11 protein-coding genes and 1 pseudogene are annotated in these 17,017 nt (G+C 73.9%); 3 read left to right on the top strand and 9 right to left on the bottom strand.

Going from position 1 to position 17,017, the window contains the following annotated elements; genetic code table 11:
* Positions 1–80 precede the first annotated feature (80 nt).
* From ACFWXC_RS37320 to ACFWXC_RS37310, 3 genes are all read right to left on the bottom strand, one after another.
* Positions 81–755 carry a hypothetical protein gene (locus ACFWXC_RS37320; protein ID WP_384485878.1) on the bottom strand — a complete coding sequence of 225 codons (675 nt, stop codon included), beginning with the start codon at positions 753–755 and terminating at the stop codon, positions 81–83.
* Positions 756–926: 171 nt separating this feature from the next.
* The gene (locus ACFWXC_RS37315; protein WP_384485876.1) at positions 927–2,615 is read right to left on the bottom strand and encodes a DUF885 domain-containing protein; all 1,689 of its coding nucleotides are present in this window, start codon (positions 2,613–2,615) and stop codon (positions 927–929) included.
* 33 nt (positions 2,616–2,648) lie between these two features.
* A complete protein-coding gene (locus tag ACFWXC_RS37310; RefSeq protein ID WP_384485874.1) occupies positions 2,649–3,140 on the bottom strand; it encodes an Lrp/AsnC family transcriptional regulator in 492 nt (163 codons plus the stop codon).
* A 59-nt stretch (positions 3,141–3,199) separates the two neighbouring features.
* On the opposite strand from ACFWXC_RS37310, the gene ACFWXC_RS37305 reads away from it, so the two are divergent.
* Complete coding sequence (locus ACFWXC_RS37305) at positions 3,200–4,408, top strand: trans-sulfuration enzyme family protein (RefSeq protein ID WP_384485872.1); 1,209 nt, start codon at positions 3,200–3,202, stop codon at positions 4,406–4,408.
* 99 nt (positions 4,409–4,507) lie between these two features.
* Here the strand turns inward: ACFWXC_RS37305 and ACFWXC_RS37300 are convergent, their stop codons facing one another.
* The 5 genes from ACFWXC_RS37300 to ACFWXC_RS37280 all read right to left on the bottom strand — a co-directional run bounded on the left by ACFWXC_RS37300 (position 4,508) and on the right by ACFWXC_RS37280 (position 13,499).
* Positions 4,508–5,920: a GNAT family N-acetyltransferase gene (locus tag ACFWXC_RS37300; RefSeq protein WP_384485966.1), complete on the bottom strand. Its 1,413-nt coding sequence runs from the start codon at positions 5,918–5,920 to the stop codon at positions 4,508–4,510.
* Between the two features lie 179 nt (positions 5,921–6,099).
* The gene (locus ACFWXC_RS37295) at positions 6,100–8,766 is read right to left on the bottom strand and encodes a DUF6493 family protein (protein ID WP_384485870.1); all 2,667 of its coding nucleotides are present in this window, start codon (positions 8,764–8,766) and stop codon (positions 6,100–6,102) included.
* Positions 8,763–10,172 carry an SWIM zinc finger family protein gene (locus tag ACFWXC_RS37290; RefSeq protein ID WP_384485868.1) on the bottom strand — a complete coding sequence of 470 codons (1,410 nt, stop codon included), beginning with the start codon at positions 10,170–10,172 and terminating at the stop codon, positions 8,763–8,765. Before ACFWXC_RS37290 ends, ACFWXC_RS37295 begins: the two co-directional genes overlap by 4 nt.
* 209 nt (positions 10,173–10,381) lie before the next feature.
* Positions 10,382–11,962 (bottom strand): alkaline phosphatase D family protein, encoded by a 1,581-nt coding sequence (locus ACFWXC_RS37285; RefSeq protein WP_384485866.1) that lies wholly within the window; start codon positions 11,960–11,962, stop codon positions 10,382–10,384.
* A gap of 106 nt (positions 11,963–12,068) precedes the next feature.
* Positions 12,069–13,499 (bottom strand): PLP-dependent aminotransferase family protein, encoded by a 1,431-nt coding sequence (locus ACFWXC_RS37280; protein WP_384485864.1) that lies wholly within the window; start codon positions 13,497–13,499, stop codon positions 12,069–12,071.
* Here ACFWXC_RS37280 and ACFWXC_RS37275 point away from each other — a divergent pair.
* Positions 13,490–13,951: pseudogene (locus ACFWXC_RS37275) on the top strand (EamA family transporter); the annotation flags it as partial. The gene ACFWXC_RS37280 and the pseudogene ACFWXC_RS37275 sit on opposite strands and share 10 nt — an antisense overlap.
* Before the next feature lie 672 nt (positions 13,952–14,623).
* Here the strand turns inward: ACFWXC_RS37275 and ACFWXC_RS37270 are convergent.
* Positions 14,624–15,454 carry an alpha/beta fold hydrolase gene (locus tag ACFWXC_RS37270; protein ID WP_384485862.1) on the bottom strand — a complete coding sequence of 277 codons (831 nt, stop codon included), beginning with the start codon at positions 15,452–15,454 and terminating at the stop codon, positions 14,624–14,626.
* A 640-nt stretch (positions 15,455–16,094) separates the two neighbouring features.
* Here ACFWXC_RS37270 and ACFWXC_RS37265 point away from each other — a divergent pair.
* Positions 16,095–16,856 carry a GntR family transcriptional regulator gene (locus ACFWXC_RS37265; RefSeq protein ID WP_384485860.1) on the top strand — a complete coding sequence of 254 codons (762 nt, stop codon included), beginning with the start codon at positions 16,095–16,097 and terminating at the stop codon, positions 16,854–16,856.
* Positions 16,857–17,017: the final 161 nt, after the last annotated feature.

Raw genomic sequence — 17,017 nt, 5'->3', positions numbered from 1 at the left:
ACGGCGGGGAACTCCCCGCACGCCAGCATGGGCGCTCGTGCGTGCCACCGCGCGCCGGGGACTTCCGATCGGGTGAGCGCTCAGGACGCCGGGGCCGCGGCGGAGCGGCGAAAGCTCTCCATGACGATGTACACACTGAGCAGCAGGGACCAGGCCGGGAACACCAGTTCCGACCAGGGCACGGCGGCGGAGACGAACAGCAGGACCAGTGCGGTGAGGAAGCCCAGCAGCGTCAGCCAGCGGGGCAGGATGCCCAGGCGGTGCCCGATCACCGACGTGGAACAGACGAAGACGGCCGCCATCCGCATCGCGTACTCGATCATCAGCGTGTAGGCGAGGTGCTGGCCGAAGTCCCAGGTGGGCCGGGAGGGGGAGGTACCCGCCGGATGGGCGGTGGCCAGCACGGCCGAGGCCACCGCGGCGGCGGCGAACATGGTGGCCGTGAAGACCACGGCGCTGCCGAGGTACACGGTGGCCACGAACCGGTCCTCGGCCTCGCCGACGTGCGAGCGGACGGCACCGACGAACCACAGGAAGAAGATGCCGGCGAACGGCACCAGCAGGAGGGCCGCGTGGACGGCGCTGCGCCGGGTGGGATCCGGCTGCTGGGTGGAGACCGCGTCGGCGCCCTGGGGGATGCCGAGCCGGATGAGCACGATGGCGGCGGCGAGCAGCAGTGCGAACACGATCCCGGCCACGCCGGCGGCGCGTGGGGTCTGCAACGGCTCCCGCCGTGGGGGCGTGGAGGTCTGCATGCGCGGCTCGCTTCCTGTCCGGTGGCCCCCGGCACCAGCAAGCCTCCTGCCACCGGCCGCCGCCACCGGAGCACCCCCGAACGGCAGACCGCGGCGACCCGGCAGCGGCCGCCGCCGGGCGCCTACCACTGGTGGGCGCCTGGATCGGGGTGGCCGCTCCTCAGGCTGCCGTCAGAGCTGCGACAGCTCGTCCACCAGGTCGTCCAGGCCCAGCGAGCCCTGGGACAGGGCCGCCATGTGCCAGGCCTTGAGGTCGAAGCCGTCGCCGCGCCGCTCCCGGGCCTGCTCCCGGCCCAGCAGCCAGGCCCGCTCGCCCAGCTTGTAGCCGATGGCCTGGCCCGGCATGGACAGATAGCGGGTCAGCTCGCTCTCCACGAAGTCCGCCGGGCGGCTGCTGTGCGCGCCGAAGAACTCCTGCGCCAGCTCCGGCGTCCAGCGCTCCCCGGGGTGGAAGGGGGAGTCGTCCGGGATCGTCAGCTCCAGGTGCATGCCGATGTCGATGATGACCCGCGCGGCGCGCATCATCTGTGCGTCCAGGTAACCGAGCCGGCGCTCCGGATCGGGGAGGAAGCCCAGCTCGTCCATCAGCCGCTCCGCGTACAGCGCCCAGCCCTCGGCGTTGGCGCTGACCATGCCCACGCTGGCCTGGTAGCGGGAGAGGTTCTCGGCGACGTGCTTCCACTGCGCCAGCTGGAGGTGGTGGCCGGGCACGCCCTCGTGGTACCAGGTCGAGACCAGGTCGTAGACCGGGAAGCGGGTCTGGCCCATGGTCGGCAGCCAGGTGCAGCCCGGGCGCGAGAAGTCGTCCGACGGCGGCGTGTAGTAGGGCGCCGCCGCGCTGCCGGGGGGAGCGATCCGGGACTCGACGCGGCGGACCCGCTCGGCCAGGTCGAAGTGGGTGCCGTCCAGCTTCTCGATGGCCTCGTCCATCACGGACTGCAGCCAGCGCTGGACCTCGTCGACGCCCTCGATGTGGGTGCCGTGCTCGTCCAGGTGCGCCAGCGCCACCCACGGCGTGGCCGCGCCGGGCAGGATCTTCTCGGCCTCGGTCTTCATCTCGCCGAGCAGCCGGTGGTATTCGGACCAGCCGTACGCGTACGCCTCGTCCAGATCGAGGTCGGTGCCGTTGAAGTAGCGCACCCAGCGGGCGTACCGCTCGCGGCCCACCACGTCCGGCGCCCCCTCGATCGCCGGCGCGTACACGTCCCGCATCCAGTCGTGCAGCGCCACCGCACCCTGGGTGGCGGAGCGGGCCGCTTCGTCCAGCTCGGCGCGCAGCGCCTGGGGCCCGGACGCCGCGAACTGCTCGAACCAGCCCCGGCCGTCACCCGTGTCGGCCCATTCGCCGAGCTGTCCGACGAAGGTGGCGGTGGCACGCGGACCCGCGTGCAGCTTCCGCTCCAGACCGAGTTCCAGGGACTGCCGGTAGCCCTCCAGCGCGGCCGGCACCGCGCGCAGCCGCTCGGCGACCGCCGCCCAGTCCTCCTCGGTGGCCATGGGCGTCACGGTGAACACCTGGCGTACCGCGTGCGCGGCCGAGCTCAGGTTGCTGACGGAACGCAGGCTCTCGTCCGCCTCGTGCACGGCGAGGGAGGCGGTGAGCCGCTCGCGCAGCAGACGTGCGCAGCGACGCTCGATGTCACTGTCCGCGCCGGGCTGCCGTTCGGCTTCGTCGAGCCGGGCGAGCGTGTCACGCTGGAGCCGGGCGAGCGCCTCGCCGCCGGCCGGCGAGGTGTCGGGCAGCCGGCTCGAACTCTCTTTGACGCCGAGGAACGTACCGGTGATCGGATCGAGGGCGATGAGTTCGTCGACGAAGGTGTCGGCGACCTGACGGGGCAGCGGGCTGTTGGTCTGTGACATGCGGTCCATCCTCGTACGACGGGCCGCCGGACGTCACTGGGTTTGAGCCGACGGCGTAGGCGGGAGCAGCGGTCCGCACTCCCACTGCTGGAAGATCAGGCGGGTCTCCACCCGGGCCACTTCGCGCTGGGACGTGAACTCGTCCAGGACCAGCCGCTGGAGGTCCGCCATGTCGGCCACGGCCACATGCACGAGGTAGTCGTCGGGACCGGTCAGATGGAACACCGTCCGCGACTCCGGCAGCGCCCTGATCCGCTCCACGAACGGCCCCACCAACTCCCGCCGGTGCGGCCTCACCTGCACCGACAGCAACGCCTCGAGACCGCGCCCGAGCTTGGCCGGATCGAGCTCCAGCCGATGCCCGAGGATCACTCCGGAGCGCCGCAGCCGGGTCACCCGGTCCAGACAGGTCGACGGCGCCACGCCCACCCGGGCGGCGAGATCGCGGTAGGTGGTCCGGGCGTCGTTCTGCAGCAGCCGCAGCAGATGCAGATCGACCGGATCCAGTACGACAGATTCGGCCATACGGCGAACGTAACACGGTGTTCGCTCCCCGTACCCCGCTCGATGTTCACCCTTCGGCCATGGACTCGACAAGCACCTACGACGACTCGGTGAGCGCCTACGACGACTCGGTGCACCTCCGCGACGGCGCGACGCGAGGGGCCGGCGCCGCGCGCGCCCTGGCCACCGAGGCCGTGCACGCCGGCCGTGACGACCTCGCCCGCCAGGGCCTGCACGCCCCGCCGATCGATCTCTCCACCACCTACCCGTCCTACGACAGCCGCGCCGAGGCCGCCCGCATCGACGCCTTCGCCGCCGACGGCGCGGACCCGGCGGGCCCGCCGGTCTACGGGCGCCTCGGCAACCCGACGGTCGCCCGCTTCGAGACCGCCCTGGCCCGCCTGGAGGGCACCGAGTCGGCCGTCGCCTTCGCCAGCGGCATGGCCGCGCTGAGCGCCGTGCTGCTCGCCCGCGCGGCGGCCGGCCTGCGCCATGTCGTCGCCGTACGGCCCCTGTACGGGTGCAGCGACCACCTGCTCACCGCCGGTCTCCTCGGCACCGAGGTCACCTGGACCGACCCGGCCGGCATCACCGACGCGCTGCGCCCCGACACCGGCCTGGTGCTGGTCGAATCCCCGGCCAACCCGACCCTCGCCGAACTCGACCTGCGGGCCGTCGCCCACGCCTGCGGCACGGTCCCGCTGCTCGCCGACAACACCTTCGCCACCCCCGTGCTCCAGCGCCCCGCCGAACACGGCGCCCGGCTGGTGCTGCACAGCGCCACCAAGTACCTCGGCGGCCACGGCGACGTGCTGGCCGGGGTGGTCGCCTGCGACGAGGAACTCGCCGGGCAGCTCAGGAAGATACGTTTCGCGACCGGGGGCGTACTGCACCCGCTGGCCGGCTATCTGCTGCTGCGCGGCCTGTCCACGCTCCCGGTACGGGTCCGCGCCGCCTCCGTCACCGCCGCCGAACTGGCACACCGCCTCACCGGCGACCCACGCGTCGCCCGCGTCCACTACCCGCGGCTGGGCGGCGCGATGATCGCCTTCGAGGTGTACGGCGATCCCCACGAAGCCGTCTCCCGGGTACGGCTGATCACCCCGGCCGTCAGCCTCGGCAGCGTCGACACCCTCATCCAGCACCCGGCCTCCATCAGCCACCGCGTCGTGGACGAGGGGGACCGCAGAAGCGCCGGGGTCAGCGACCGCCTGCTGCGGCTGTCGGTGGGGCTGGAGGACGTGGACGATCTGTGGGCCGACCTGGACTGGGCACTGGGGGACATCTGAGCGCCCCGAAGGGGGCGCGGGGCTGCATGCATGTGCGGCTGCCGCCGCGTGGGCGCGACCAGCCCCCACGCACCCGCAGTCGTGCGACGGCCCTGAGCCCTACGGCGCTTCGGACTTCCCCATCTCACCCGCACCGGAATGCCACCCCATGGCAGCCACGGCACCCCCCGGCTCCGCCGGCACCGCCGCCAGCCGCGCCGTGATCACCAGCGTCCCCTCCTCGATCTGATAGTCCAACGGCAACCCCAGCCCCCGCATCGCCGCCACCATCCCCGTGTTGGACGCCTGCGTCACCGCGTACACGCTCTCGCAGCCCGCCTCGACGGCCAACCTCACCAGCCGGCCCAGCAGCTCGCTGCCGATCCCGCGCCGCTGCCAGTCGTCCTCGACGAGCAGCGCGACCTCCGTCTCGTCCCCGTCCCACAGCAGATGCCCGAGGCCGACGATCCGGCCCGACGCGGTCTGCACGGCAAGGGTCCGGCCGAAGCGGGGGCTGAGCAGGTGGTTCAGATAGCGGTCCGCGTCCCCGACCGGACCGTGGTAGCGCAGCCCGAGAGTCCGTGCCGAGCAGCGCTCGTGCATCGCCTTCGCGGCCTCCACGTCACCGGTGTCGGCCCGGCGGACGGTGATCTCCCTGCCCTCGGGCAGGGTGAGCACGTCCTGACTGCGCGGGATGCGCGGCCCGAGCCGGGCGTCCAGCTCCACCAACGCCCGCGCCCGCGCGAACTCGGTCGGCGTGAACGGCAGATACGGCCGCTCCACGGTGATCACTCCACCCTCCGGTGCGCGCAGCCGCATCACGGTGTCCTCCAGCGCCCCTTCGACGGGAACCGTCTCGGGGCTCCGGGCCCCGCCGACCGGATGGGCGGGGAGTGAGCGGATCGTGCACCTCCCCAACAACTGCCGGAGGGCCAGCGGAAGTTCCGCCGCGTCCAGTGCGGTTCGGGTCGCCAGGCTCAGGACCCGGGTCGGGGCGTCCACCAGATCGTGCGCGTCGGCCCGCTCGATCCAGGTGTCCGTGCCCCCGGCCAGCGCGACCGCCCGGGTGATCTCGCCGGCCGTCAGCAGGCCCGGGGCCCGCAGCAGGAACTCGTCCACCGTGCCGTCGGCCAGCGGGTGCGTCTGCAGGTTCAGGATGTCGACCGCGTGCCCGGCGAGCGCGCTGCACAGCGCCGCCAGCGAGCCGGGCTCGTCCCGCACGGTCGTCCGCATCCGCCACAGCGTGCTGTCCACGCCTTGGGCCGCCGGGGCCTGCGTACCGGTCCCGGCCTGCCGCGTCTTGGTGACGGTCGGCCGGGCGCCGGTATCGCTGTCGGTCACCGGAGGTGCGTGACCTGGGCGCCTCGCCCACCAGACGTGGAAGCCTGCCGTCGCCGCCAGCACCAGCGCCGAGATCACCAGCAGGGCCGGACCGTCGGGGCCGTGCCCGATCAGGTTCGCCACCCCGTCCGCCGCCGCGACGGCCGTGAACAGGGCGGCGAGTTCGACGACGTCCCGTCGCCAGTGGTGCACGGGGCGTCCGTCCCGCGTGCGCCTCACATCAGACATGTCTCGATTCATGCAACCACTGTGAAGGAAGGGTGTTGCGTGATCACGAACGCTCTGTGACCGACGGGTAAAGCGTGCTTATGTTGTTTTTGTGTCAGTTTTACTGTTGCCGAGCTATCTGAAATGACCGGTTCTGACCTCTGTCATGCGGCCACCTTCTCGCCCAGCGCGTCCCGCAGTCGACGGGCCTGGACCACCAGACGGGACGAGCCGCGCCGGGCCGCCGCCTGGGAGAGATGGGGCAGCGCACCGCGGGCCCCGGACCGCTCGGCGCACTCGGCGGCGACCGAGAGCAGCTCCCCGAGCCCACGGGCCGGCCCCGGAGTGCCCGCGCCCGCCGTCGCGAGGTCGGCGAGCAGCATGGGAAGGGCGTGCCGGAGCATCTCCCATATCGTCGTGTTGGCACCGGTGGCCGCGGCCGTCCGCGCCGACTCGGCCAGCCGCAGCGGCTTCACCGCACCGCGCCGGACCAACTGGCCCAGGTCGGCGCCCAGCCGCTCCGCGTCGAGCTGCCCGCGCGCGGCCAGCACCAGCAGTGCGTCCACCGCGGCGAGCCGGTCCTCCGGATGCCGGGCGCCCAGCCCGTAGGCGACGCACAGCCGGGTGCTCTCGCCGGCGGTGCCGCCGGACTCGGCGAGCAGCGGAAGGGCGGCGGCGATGCCCCGCTGGTCGTCCACGGCGGCCTGGGACAGATCGTGCACCAGCCGCACGGCGACCAGCTCGCGCTGCTCGGGGAGCATGGCCAGCCAGTGCTGGTGGTTCTCCTGGCCCCAGTGGTGGCAGTACCGCCGCTCGTCGCCGGCCGTGACCGGCCGGCCCAGCCGCCGGAACGCCTCCGGGAAGTCCGCCTGGAGTTCGGGGACTTCACCCGACTCGACCAGGATCCGCACCCCCGAGGTCCGGTGGTGAGCCGCGGGCAGGGCGGGTCCCCCGGCGGAGAGCCGGCGCGCGAGCCGCTCGCCCTCCGGCGTGCCGAGTGCCGACGCCCGCTCGGCCGCCGCCAGGGCCGCCGCACGGTCCTCGCGGCGTACCCGCAGCAGCGCCTGCGCGAAGTCGGCGGCGCCGACCCGGGCGCCCAGCCGGCCGTAGACCGCGAGCCGGTCGACCAGCGCGCCCGGTTCCACAAGCCCCGTGCTCCACGACGGTGTGGCCAGCAGCAGCGGCTGCGGATCCGTCCGTATCCGGTACGCCAGTTCGCGCAGCCGGACGTCGAACACCCGGGAGAACCCGGTGTGTGCGCACTCGTGGTCGGCCGGGCCGCGCTGCTGGGCGGCGAACAGGGTGTCCGTGCCGACCACCCCGAACAGCGTGGCCAGCAGCAGCTCCAGGCCGTCCCGGGCGCCGAGGAGGCCGTAGCGGGTGTTGCCGAAGTACTCGTCGGTGTGCCACCAGCGGCGGGCGTCGGGCTGCCGCCACCAGCGGGTGGCGGCCACCGGTTCGAGCGCCGCCCGCAGCGCGTCCTGGTCGCGGTGGGCGTGCCGGGTCAGCCCGTCCAGCGCCCGCTCGAACGCGGCCACGTCCCCGTCGGCCGCCAGCAGGGCGCCGACCTCCTCGGCGAGTTCCACCGCCGAATCCGGCGCCGGAGCGAGCCGGAACGGCTCCGGCGCCGGCGGCAGCACCTCCTCGTACTCCTCGGGTGCCGCTACGGCCGCGATCCCCAGGGCATCGGCCGCCCGGGTACGCAGGACGGGACTCAGCTGCCCGGCCGCGCCGGCGATGTCGGACCAGGCCGCCGGGTCGTCGAGCCTCTGCGCGTGCCGCTCCACCAGCTTCAGCGCCCGTTCCTGCACCTGGGTGTCCCCGTGCCCGAACGCCTGGGCCACGGCCGGCAGCAGCTGTGCCGCCGAGGCAGGCTCACGGGCGAGCGCCTTGCCCAGCAGCACCAGCTGGGCGCGCACCAGCTTCTTCTCGGTGCGGAACAGCAGCCCTTCGGAGGCCTCGGCCAGCTGCCGCGCGGTGAGCCCGCCGTCGAGCGCCAGGGCGGCGAGGACCGCCTGGGCGTGGGCGGCGACGGGGGAGACGGCGTCCCGGGCCAGAGCCGTCCAGTCGGTGACCCGCTCGCGCTCCTCCTCCCGGGTGAGGGCGAGCTGGACCAGCACCGGCAGGAAGATCCGGTGGTCGGTCGGGCCGCCGCCGCGCAGCAGCCGGGCGACACAGGCGTCGGCCACGGCCCCGCGGTCCAGTTCACCCGTGCGGGTGAGCTCGGCGATCGCGCTCTGCCAGGAACCGGGACCGTCGCCGAACAGCCAGCGGACCTCGCTCAGATCGGAGAACTCGAACAGGCCGTTCACCAGCGGCGCGAGGTCCGGCTCGGCCCGCAGCCGGTCGATCAGGGGGACGCGCCCCCAGCCATGGCCGATGTGCCGGACCCAGCCGACCACATAGGCGTCCGTCATCGGCACCTCGCACCCCGAGCGGCGCACCAGCCCGGCCATCAGCGGGAAGGGCACGTCCGCGGAGACCGGCCGGGCGGCGAGGCGGCGCGCCACATCGGCCTGCCAGCCGGTGTCCCGGTCGGCCAGCGCCCGCAGCAGCGTCTCCGTCGGCGCCTGCCGCCAGCGCATGTCCGCTCCGGCGATCCAGGTCGCGGCAGCCGCCGCCCCCGAGTGACACATCGCCCCGGCCACCTGAAGCGCCGGATACATGCGCTCAAGCCGGTTCCGCTGCTCCCACGGCAGGGCCCGCACCTCCTTGCGCAGCCTCTTCAACTCCGGCAGCAGCGCCCGCCGTTCGGTATCCGGCGTGCTCCTCAGCAGGACCTCCGTCTCGCCCGCGCGCCCCATCCGCACCGCTTCCAGCACCGCACTCATCGCGTACCCCCGTCGATCTCCGCCATGTCCTGCTCCACCCCTGCACCGCGCCGCACCATCCGCACCGCCAGCGCGTGCTTGCACGGCCCGCGCCCGCCCCGGTACTTCGCCCACCACAGACAGCTGCAGCTCAGCACCCCCGCGGCATCCCGCACCCGGTGCACATGACCGTCCTCGGCCGTCACCGTGCCGACAGCGCCGTCGACGGTCACCGCGCCCGCGGCCACCAGCGCCCGGGCCGAGCGCAGCCGGGGGTTGTGCCGCTCGACGCGGCCCGCGTCGTACGGCAGCTCGCGGTGGAAGTAGGCGGCCTCCGCCGTGTCGTATCCGACGCGTCCCGAGGTGCCGAGGCGGATCAGGGCCGCGCGGACCCGCTCCGGGGTGAGCCCGGCCGAGGCGGCCAGGTCGGCCACGTCGACCCGGGGCTCCCAGGCCAGCAGCACCGCGATCAGCTCCGCGTCCTCGGCGGCCGCGTCGGTGGCGAGCGCGTCCAGCACCCCGCCCTCGCCGGAGAACCCGCGGGCCGCGTCGGGCGACAGGGTCAGCGTCAGCCGCATGCCCGGCAGCACGACCTCCCAGGCGGCGGCCGTCCCGGAGACCGCGAGGGCGCCCTGCGGGCCGTAGACCCGCAACGCCGTCGCATGGCGCAGCACCCGCTGGAGCGCGGCCAGCCGCTCCGGTCCCGGCAGGCACACCGCGCCCGGCACCGGGCGGGTCGTCGGCCGCAGCCCCCGGCCCGCCGGCACCACCCAGCGGGGCCCGGCCGAGCCCCGGCGGGCCGTGCCGGCGCGGGGAAGCGAGCGCAGGAACCGCACCGCCTCGTCGGCCGGCAGCTCGGCCCGCAGATCGAACCCGGCCGCTATGACCTGCGCCTCCGCGAAGCCGCGCAGCCAGCGGTCCGGCAGCGGGACCTTCTTCTCCACCACGGGACCGTCGAGCGTGGTCACCGCCAACTCCTCCGGGCCGACGCGCAGATGCAGCGGATCGTCGGTGCCGAGCCGGGAAAGGGCCTCCCGCAGCGGGTTGTTGACGTCGACGTTCGTCGTGCCGTGGCCCACCTCGCCGCCGTCCAGGCCCGGGCCGAGGACGTCCAGCCGGGCGTACACCCCGCCGCAGCCGGAGAAGGACTCGAAGCGCAGCCGGTCGCCGTTGCCCGTCACCACCGGGTCCAGCGAGGCGCGCAGCTGCGGCTGGTAGTACCGCGCGGCCGCCACGTCGGCCACCGCGAGCAGTCCGGCGGCGGCCACCTGAGGCGAGGTCAGGAAGCCCGTGAAGAACCGCGGATGGTCCTCGACCCCGGTGGGTGTCGCACCCCGGGAGGTCTCCAGTCCGAGCTGGCGTCCGTCGGCGGCGGAGCGCAGCACGGAGGGTTGGCGATAGGCCACGGCCTGTGCAGATCGCGTCATGGAAAAACCGTAGAGGCGACCACTGACAATCGGCTCTGACCTGCGAAAACACCCTGTGGGTGGGGGAGTTCGGGGCTGCGGCGGGGCCCGCGCGGGGAATGTGGCTCGGAGCGTGCCGACGATGTGGCGGGACCCGTGCCGGGGAGTGCGGCAGGGCCCCGCACCGGGGGATGACGCCGGTGCGCGGCCCTGCGAAAAGCGTACGGGAGTTACTGGCCGACCCGGCCCGGCTGCAGGGTCCGGGTGAACAGCACGGTGCCGTCGTACTCGCGCAGACGGACCGTCAGCTCACCGCTGTGGCCGTCGATGTCGACCTCGCCGAAGAACTGGTAGCCCTCCGCGGGAGACACGTTCGAGGCGGTCGGCGCCTTGACGAACACCCGGTCGGGGCCGAACGTGCCGTCCAGCGCGCTGGCCGGGAAGGCACCGGCGTTGAGCGGGCCCGAGACGAACTCCCAGAACGGCGCGAAGTCCTTGAACGCGGCCCGCGACGGGTCGTAGTGCTGGGCCGAGGTGTGGTGGACGTCCGCCGTCAGCCACACCGTGCCGGTGATCCTGCGGTGCTTGATGTACCGGAGCAGTTCGGCGATCTGCAGCTCGCGGCCGAGCGGCGCGCCCGGGTCGCCCTGGGCGACGGCCTCGAAGTTCGCCAGGCCCTCGACCGGGTCGGGTACCACCAGGCCGAGCGGCATGTCCGCGGCGATGACCTTCCACACCGCCCGCGACCGGGACAGCTCGCGCTTGAGCCACTCCAGCTGCTCGGCGCCGAGGATGCCCTGCGGGTCGGTCGTCTGGTTGTCGGGCGAGTTCGCGTTGCGGTAGGTCCGCATGTCCAGCACGAACACGTCGAGGAGCGGGCCGTGGTGGTGGACGCGGTAGATCCGGCCGTCCGGGCGGCCGCTGATCGTGGAGATGGGGAAGTACTCCGAGAACGCCCGCCGGGAGCGCACCGCCATGTCGTCCAGCCTGGTGCCGGCCGGGTAGGGGGTACCGGTGCCGATGACCTCGCCCGGGTACCAGTTGTTGCGGACCTCGTGGTCGTCCCACTGGATGACGTTCGGCACCTGGGCGTTGAACCGGCGCAGCGCCTCGTCCAGCAGGTTGTAGCGGAAGTTGCCGCGGAAGTCGTCCAGGGTGACCGCGACGTGCGACTTCGCCTCGCTGGTGACATTGCGGTACAGGCCGCCGTCGGGCAGCGCCTGGGTCGCCGTGATCACGCCGTCGGCGTAGATGTTGTCACCGCTGCACAGGAAGAAGTCCGGGTCCAGCTTCGCCATCGCGTCGAAGATGCGGTAGCCGCCGATGGACTCGTTGATGCCCCAGCCCTGCCCGGCCAGGTCGCCGGACCACAGGAACTTCACGCCCTGGCGCCGACGGGCGGACGCGGTGCGGAAGGTGCCGGTGACCGGCTCGCCGGTGCGGCGCGGGTCGTCGGGGTCGGCGAGCAGCACGCGGTAGTGGATCTGCTCGCCGGACGGCAGCCCGTGCAGCCGCGTGGTGCCGGTGAAGTCGCTGTCCGCGCCGAGCAGCGGGCCGTGCCATCTGCGCGGGTTGCGGAACGACTCGGTGGCCGAGGTCTCCACGATCATCCGGGCCGGACGGTCCGAACGGACCCACACCAGGCCGGAGTCGGCGGTCACGTCGCCCGCCTGCACACCCCAGTCCGCCCGGGGCCGTCCGGAGAGCGCGAACGCCGGGGCCGCACCGAGTGCCGTGGGCAGGGTCAGGGCCGCCGACGCGGCGAGGGAGCCGCGCAGCACGCTGCGGCGGCCGGGGAGCGAAAGGGACATGAAGGGCCTCCAGAACGAGATCCGGCCAGTTGTGCACAGCCACAACTACTGGTGCGCCGCAGCGCTCACGGAAACCACAAGTGAACAACTGCCCGGCTCCGGACGGTCACCCGTCGAGTGCCTGAGCCATCACCCGTACCCCCTCCCGGATCCGCGCCGGCGGCAGCTGCGCGTACCCCAGCACCAGCCGTACGACGGAGTCCTCGGCCCGCGTGCGCGTGCACGCGCCCAGCGGGCGCACCGCGACCCCGGCGGCCGCCACCCGCGCCACGAAACGGCTCTCCGGCCCGCAGGACTCGGGGAGTTCGGCGATCGCGTGCAGCCCCGCCGCGATCCCCGACACGCGCGCGTGCGGGAAGTGCTCGGCCAGCGCGGCCACCAAGGCGTCCCGGCGTTCCCGGTAGGCGCGCTGACAGCGGCGCAGCTGACGGTCGTAGTCGCCGCGCTCCAGGAACCGGGCGAACACCGCCTGGTCGAGGGAGGGATGCCCCAGGTCCGTGGTCCGCTTGCGGTCGACGACGTCGTACGCCAGGAACTCCGGCACCAGCAGCCAGCCGAGCCGCAGCCCGGGGGCGAGGGACTTGCTGACCGATCCCATGTAGGCGACGCGTTCCGGGTCGAGACCCTGGAGCGCGCCGACCGGGGCGCGGTCGTAGCGGAAGTCGCCGTCGTAGTCGTCCTCCAGCAGCAGGCCGTCCACCGAACGGGCCCAGTCCAGCAGCCGCGTCCGGCGTTCCGCGGAGTAGGCGATCCCGGTCGGGTACTGGTGGGCGGGCGTCGTCACCACCGCGCGTACCCCCGAGTCGCGGAGCGGGCCGAGGGCCAGGCCCTCGGTGTCCAGGGGCAGCGGTACGGTGCGGATCCCGGCCGCCGCGTACAGGCCGTCGTGCTGGGGGCTGCCGGGGTCCTCCACGCCGATCTCGCGCACCCCGCGCGCGTGCAGCACGGATCCGAGCAGCGCGGCCGCCTGCGCCACCCCGGAGACGACCGTGATCCGCTCCGGGTCGGCGACCACGCCCCGGCGCCGGGCGAGCAGTTCGGCGAGGGCCGAGCGCAGCCGGGGCAGCCCGCGCGGGTCCGGGTAGCCGAGGTCGCGGTGCGGGAGCTCCGCCAGCACCTCGCGCTGTGCGGCGGCCCAGGCGGCGCGCGGGAACAGAGCCAGATCCGGTGACCCCGGTACGAAGTCCACCCGCACCCCCGGCGGGCGCGGCGCCAGATCACGCGCGCGTGCCGACGCCGCCCGTACGGCACCGCCCACCCAGGTCCCCGCACCCCGGCCGCTGCGCAGGTAGCCCTCCGCCGTCAGCTGTTCGTACGCCTCGGTGACCAGCCCGCGCGACACGCCGAGATCCTTGGCCAGCTCCCGGCTCGACGGCAGCCGGGTACCGGGCGCGAGCCGCCCCGTACGGACCGCCTCGCGCAGGGCCGCCTGGAGGAAACGGCCACGCGCGCGTGCCGGTGCCGACGCGGCCGGCAGCAACAGCTCCCAGGCGGCGGAACCCGGCAGGCCGTCCGGATTGGTCCCCGATGACGTCATGGAAGTGGACCTTAATCCGGGCCGCCGGTGTTCCTAGCGTCGTCCTCATGAACGCGACCACCACACGCGGCGCCCTCCTGACGGCGTTCGCCTATGTGCTCGTCGGGGCCTCCTTCACCGCCAACAGCGTGCTGGGCCGCTACCCCTACGCGGGCGGCCAGTTCCTGCGCTACGGGCTCGCCTGTCTGCTCCTCGTGCCGTTCGTCGGCCCGGGCGTCCTGGGGCGGCTGCGGGGGCTCGGGCCACGCGGGTGGCTGCGGCTGGCCCTGCTCGCGGCCGTCGGGATGGTCGGCTTCAATCTGGCGATCCTCGCCGCCGAACGCACCGCGGAACCGGCGGTTCCCGGTGTCTTCGTGGGCTGCGCTCCGGTGGTGGTCGCGGTCCTGGTCCCGCTCCTCGACGGGCGCGGGCCCCGACGCCGGGTCATCCAGGGGGCGTTGCTGGTAGCCGTCGGTGCCTTCGCCGTCCAGGGCTGGGGGCGTACCGACGCGAGCGGCATCGCCTTCTCGGTGTGCGCGCTGGCCGGCGAGGTCGGGTTCGCGGTGCTCGCGGGGCCGGTGCTGCGGGCGCTGGGGCCACGGCTGCTGACCGCCACGGTGTGTGCCGTCGCCGCGGCCGAGGCGGCGGTGGCCGGGACCGTGCTCGACGGCGGGGCGTGGCTGCGCCGGCCCGACGCCACGGAGACGGCCGCGCTGCTGTGGCAGGCGGCGGTCGTCACCGTCGTCGGTTTCGTCTGCTGGTACATGGGCGTGCAGCGGATCGGCACGGAGCGCGCGACGCTCCTCACGGGCCTCGTCCCGCTCGCCGCCGTCGCCACCGCCCCACTCGTCGGAGCGGGCGTCTACGGCCCCGCCCAGGCCGTGGGCGGCGCCCTGGTGGGCATGGGGGTCGCCCTGGGCTCCGGGACGCTGCCGCGCATCGGCCGCAGTGCGGCGGGGGCCGGTGCGCTGCGTCGTGTCGGCCACAGTGTGGCAGGGGTCGGTGTGCTGTGCCGTGTCGGCCGCAGTGTGGTGGGTGTCCGTGCGTCGCGCCGCGGCAGCCGCCGGTCAGCGGTTGCCGGAGACCGGTCCGGGACGGGGCGTCGGCCGGTGACCGCCGACGCCCCACCCCGTCTCGGGCGACGCTCAGCGGCTGCCGTCCAGGATGACCCGTGCGACCAGCGCCGGGTCGTCGTTCATCGGGCAGTGGCCGCAGCCGGGCAGCCGGACCAGGCGGGCCTTGGGGATGATCTGCTTGGCCCGGACCCCCTGACGGCGCACCAGCAGCATGTCCCGGGTGCCCCAGCCCACGGTGACCGGGATGCCGGGCACGTCGTCGGTGAACTGGACGGCGGAGCCCGCCCGCAGGGTCTCGGCGAACCCGGTGGCCCGCGCGAGCGCGAGCGTCTCGGCGACCACGGCCTCGGGTGAACGGCGCGCCGGGCGGGCGTAGATGGTGCTGGTCAGAGCCGTCCGCCCGGCGGCCGTCCGGGACAGCCGCTCGACCAGCGGGAGCGGCAGCCGCTCCGCGATCCGCCGCATGGCGATGAGCACACCGAAGGCGTAGCGCCGCTCGGCCTGCGACCAGAATCCGGCGGGGGAGAGGGCGGTGACGGACCGTACGAGCTTCTCGCGGCCCAGCTCCAGGGCCAGCAGCCCGCCGAGCGAGTTGCCGGCCACATGCGGCCGGTCCAGCTCCAGCGTCTCGAACAGGGCGGCGAGCACGGCGTTGGTCGTGGGCAGGTCGTAGGTGAGACCCGCGGGAAGCCCGGGGGACGCGCCGAAGCCGGGCAGGTCCACGGCGATCACGTCCCGCTCGGTCGCGAGGATGTCCACCACCGGGTCCCAGGCCTGCCGGTGATGCCCTATGCCGTGGATCAGGACCAGCGGCTCACCGCGGCCCACGCGCGCGTAGGAGACGGTCACGTCCTGCAGGCCCTGCGCGGCCGGGACTTCGAGCGAGACGGTGGCGGACATGGAGGCTCCTCGTCTGGGACATCGGCTGACGTCGTAGACAGCTTGTCAGCAATTGCTACTGGCGGGTAGTCCCCGGTCGGTGTGTCGCGCCCCGGCGGCGGGCAGTGTCACCCAACGCACCCTGCACGGCTCCGGGTTGACATCGGGGTGCCCGAAGCGCCGCGTGGGCGTCAGCCACACCGGCGGCCGCATGTCCACGGCCTGCGGGGCCGCCGGCCAACAGCGGTCCGCGGATCATTCTGGGCCGAGCGCGCGGCGGACGGGGTGATTCCGACCGGAGGCGGGGAAACGTGTCGGATGGCGCGAGGCCGTGATCGGCGCCGCCGACGGTCCCCTCCGGACCCACGGGACCGTCCGCATCATCCGTGGGACCAACGGCGGACCCCTCGCGCCCCTCCGGCCCCGGCCGCCCCACGGCGCCCGTCGTACGACGGGAGCTTTGCCGCAATGTCACGAAAACGCACCCGTGCGAACGCCCCGTGAACGCTGCATGGCACCGCTTTCTATGCGCTGCCCATGGGATCGAGGATTGGTCTTGACCAAGGGTGTGCGCCGCCTTATGGTCGCAGATAAGTACAACAACCTTTAATAAACAAGGGCGCTAAAACGCCGCCGGACCACGGCGATTGCGGAGGACAGGGTGGGGACCACGCAGCTGGAATCGGTGCCGGAACCGAAGTACTGGCATCTCAAGACCGTGCTCAGTGAGGCACTCGACTCGGAGTTCTCGGTCGGTGAGATCCTGCCCAACGAGCGCGACCTCGCCGCCCGCTTCGGCGTGGCCCGCGCCACCCTCCGTCAGGCCCTCGAGCAGCTCGAACTGGAGGGTCGCCTCCAGCGCCGCCGCGGTGTCGGTACGACGGTGGCGCCCCCGCGCATGGGCGTGGCCGTCGGCACCGACGAGCACGCCTGGCCGGGTGCCCCCGAGGACGCCTGGCAGCCGGTCGACTGCACCCTCGCGGTGCCGCCCGGCGCCGTCGCGGCCGCCCTGGAGACCGGCGCGGAGGAGCCGGTGCACATCGTGCGCCGCTCCCGTGTCTCCCACGGCCAGCCCGTCGCCGCCGAGCTGCTCTACATCCCGGCGTCCTCGGTCCCGGACCTGACGGCGATCGACGCGCCGTCCGGATCGGCACGCGCGCGTGCCGTGCTGCGGGAGCTGCAGCGCCTGGCGCTGGAGGGGCAGGACCGCTCCGTGGAGCTCGGCTCGGCCCGCGCCGACGACGCCAAGGAGCTGGACCGCCTCCCCGGCGCCCCGGTCCTCGTCGTCACCACCCGCTTCCTCGTCGCCGGCCGCACCGCCGCGCTCTCCGTCGCCACGTACCGCGCGGACACCTGCCGGCTGACCTTCGGCGACTCGGGCGGTGTGGAGATCCACCACGGACCCGAGCGGCAGGCCTCGTAGCCACCGAGCCGGAACAGGACGCGCCCCGGAACTCCTCCGGGGCGCGTCGCGTTTTCGCCACGGCTGCACGGCTGCACGGCTGCACGGCTGCACGGCTGCACGGCTGCACGGCTGCACGGCTGCACGGCTGCACGGCTGCACGGCTGCACGGCTGCACGGCT

Source organism: Streptomyces sp. NPDC058683 (assembly GCF_042716195.1).
Classification (GTDB): domain Bacteria; phylum Actinomycetota; class Actinomycetes; order Streptomycetales; family Streptomycetaceae; genus Streptomyces.
Note: the sequence above shows the minus strand (reverse complement) of the source record. Positions and strands in the feature narration are given on the sequence as shown.

Bases quoted from the DNA above. Each gene is read 5' to 3' on its own strand.
- ACFWXC_RS37315 (WP_384485876.1), bottom strand. From the start codon at position 2,615: ATGTCACAGACCAACAGCCCGCTGCCCCGTCAGGTCGCCGACACCTTC.
- ACFWXC_RS37270 (WP_384485862.1), bottom strand. From the start codon at position 15,454: ATGTCCGCCACCGTCTCGCTCGAAGTCCCGGCCGCGCAGGGCCTGCAG.
- ACFWXC_RS37285 (WP_384485866.1), bottom strand. From the start codon at position 11,962: ATGTCCCTTTCGCTCCCCGGCCGCCGCAGCGTGCTGCGCGGCTCCCTC.
- ACFWXC_RS37280 (WP_384485864.1), bottom strand. From the start codon at position 13,499: ATGACGTCATCGGGGACCAATCCGGACGGCCTGCCGGGTTCCGCCGCC.
- ACFWXC_RS37290 (WP_384485868.1), bottom strand. From the start codon at position 10,172: ATGACGCGATCTGCACAGGCCGTGGCCTATCGCCAACCCTCCGTGCTG.
- ACFWXC_RS37305 (WP_384485872.1), top strand. From the start codon at position 3,200: ATGGACTCGACAAGCACCTACGACGACTCGGTGAGCGCCTACGACGAC.
- ACFWXC_RS37320 (WP_384485878.1), bottom strand. From the start codon at position 755: ATGCAGACCTCCACGCCCCCACGGCGGGAGCCGTTGCAGACCCCACGC.
- ACFWXC_RS37310 (WP_384485874.1), bottom strand. From the start codon at position 3,140: ATGGCCGAATCTGTCGTACTGGATCCGGTCGATCTGCATCTGCTGCGG.
- ACFWXC_RS37295 (WP_384485870.1), bottom strand. From the start codon at position 8,766: ATGAGTGCGGTGCTGGAAGCGGTGCGGATGGGGCGCGCGGGCGAGACG.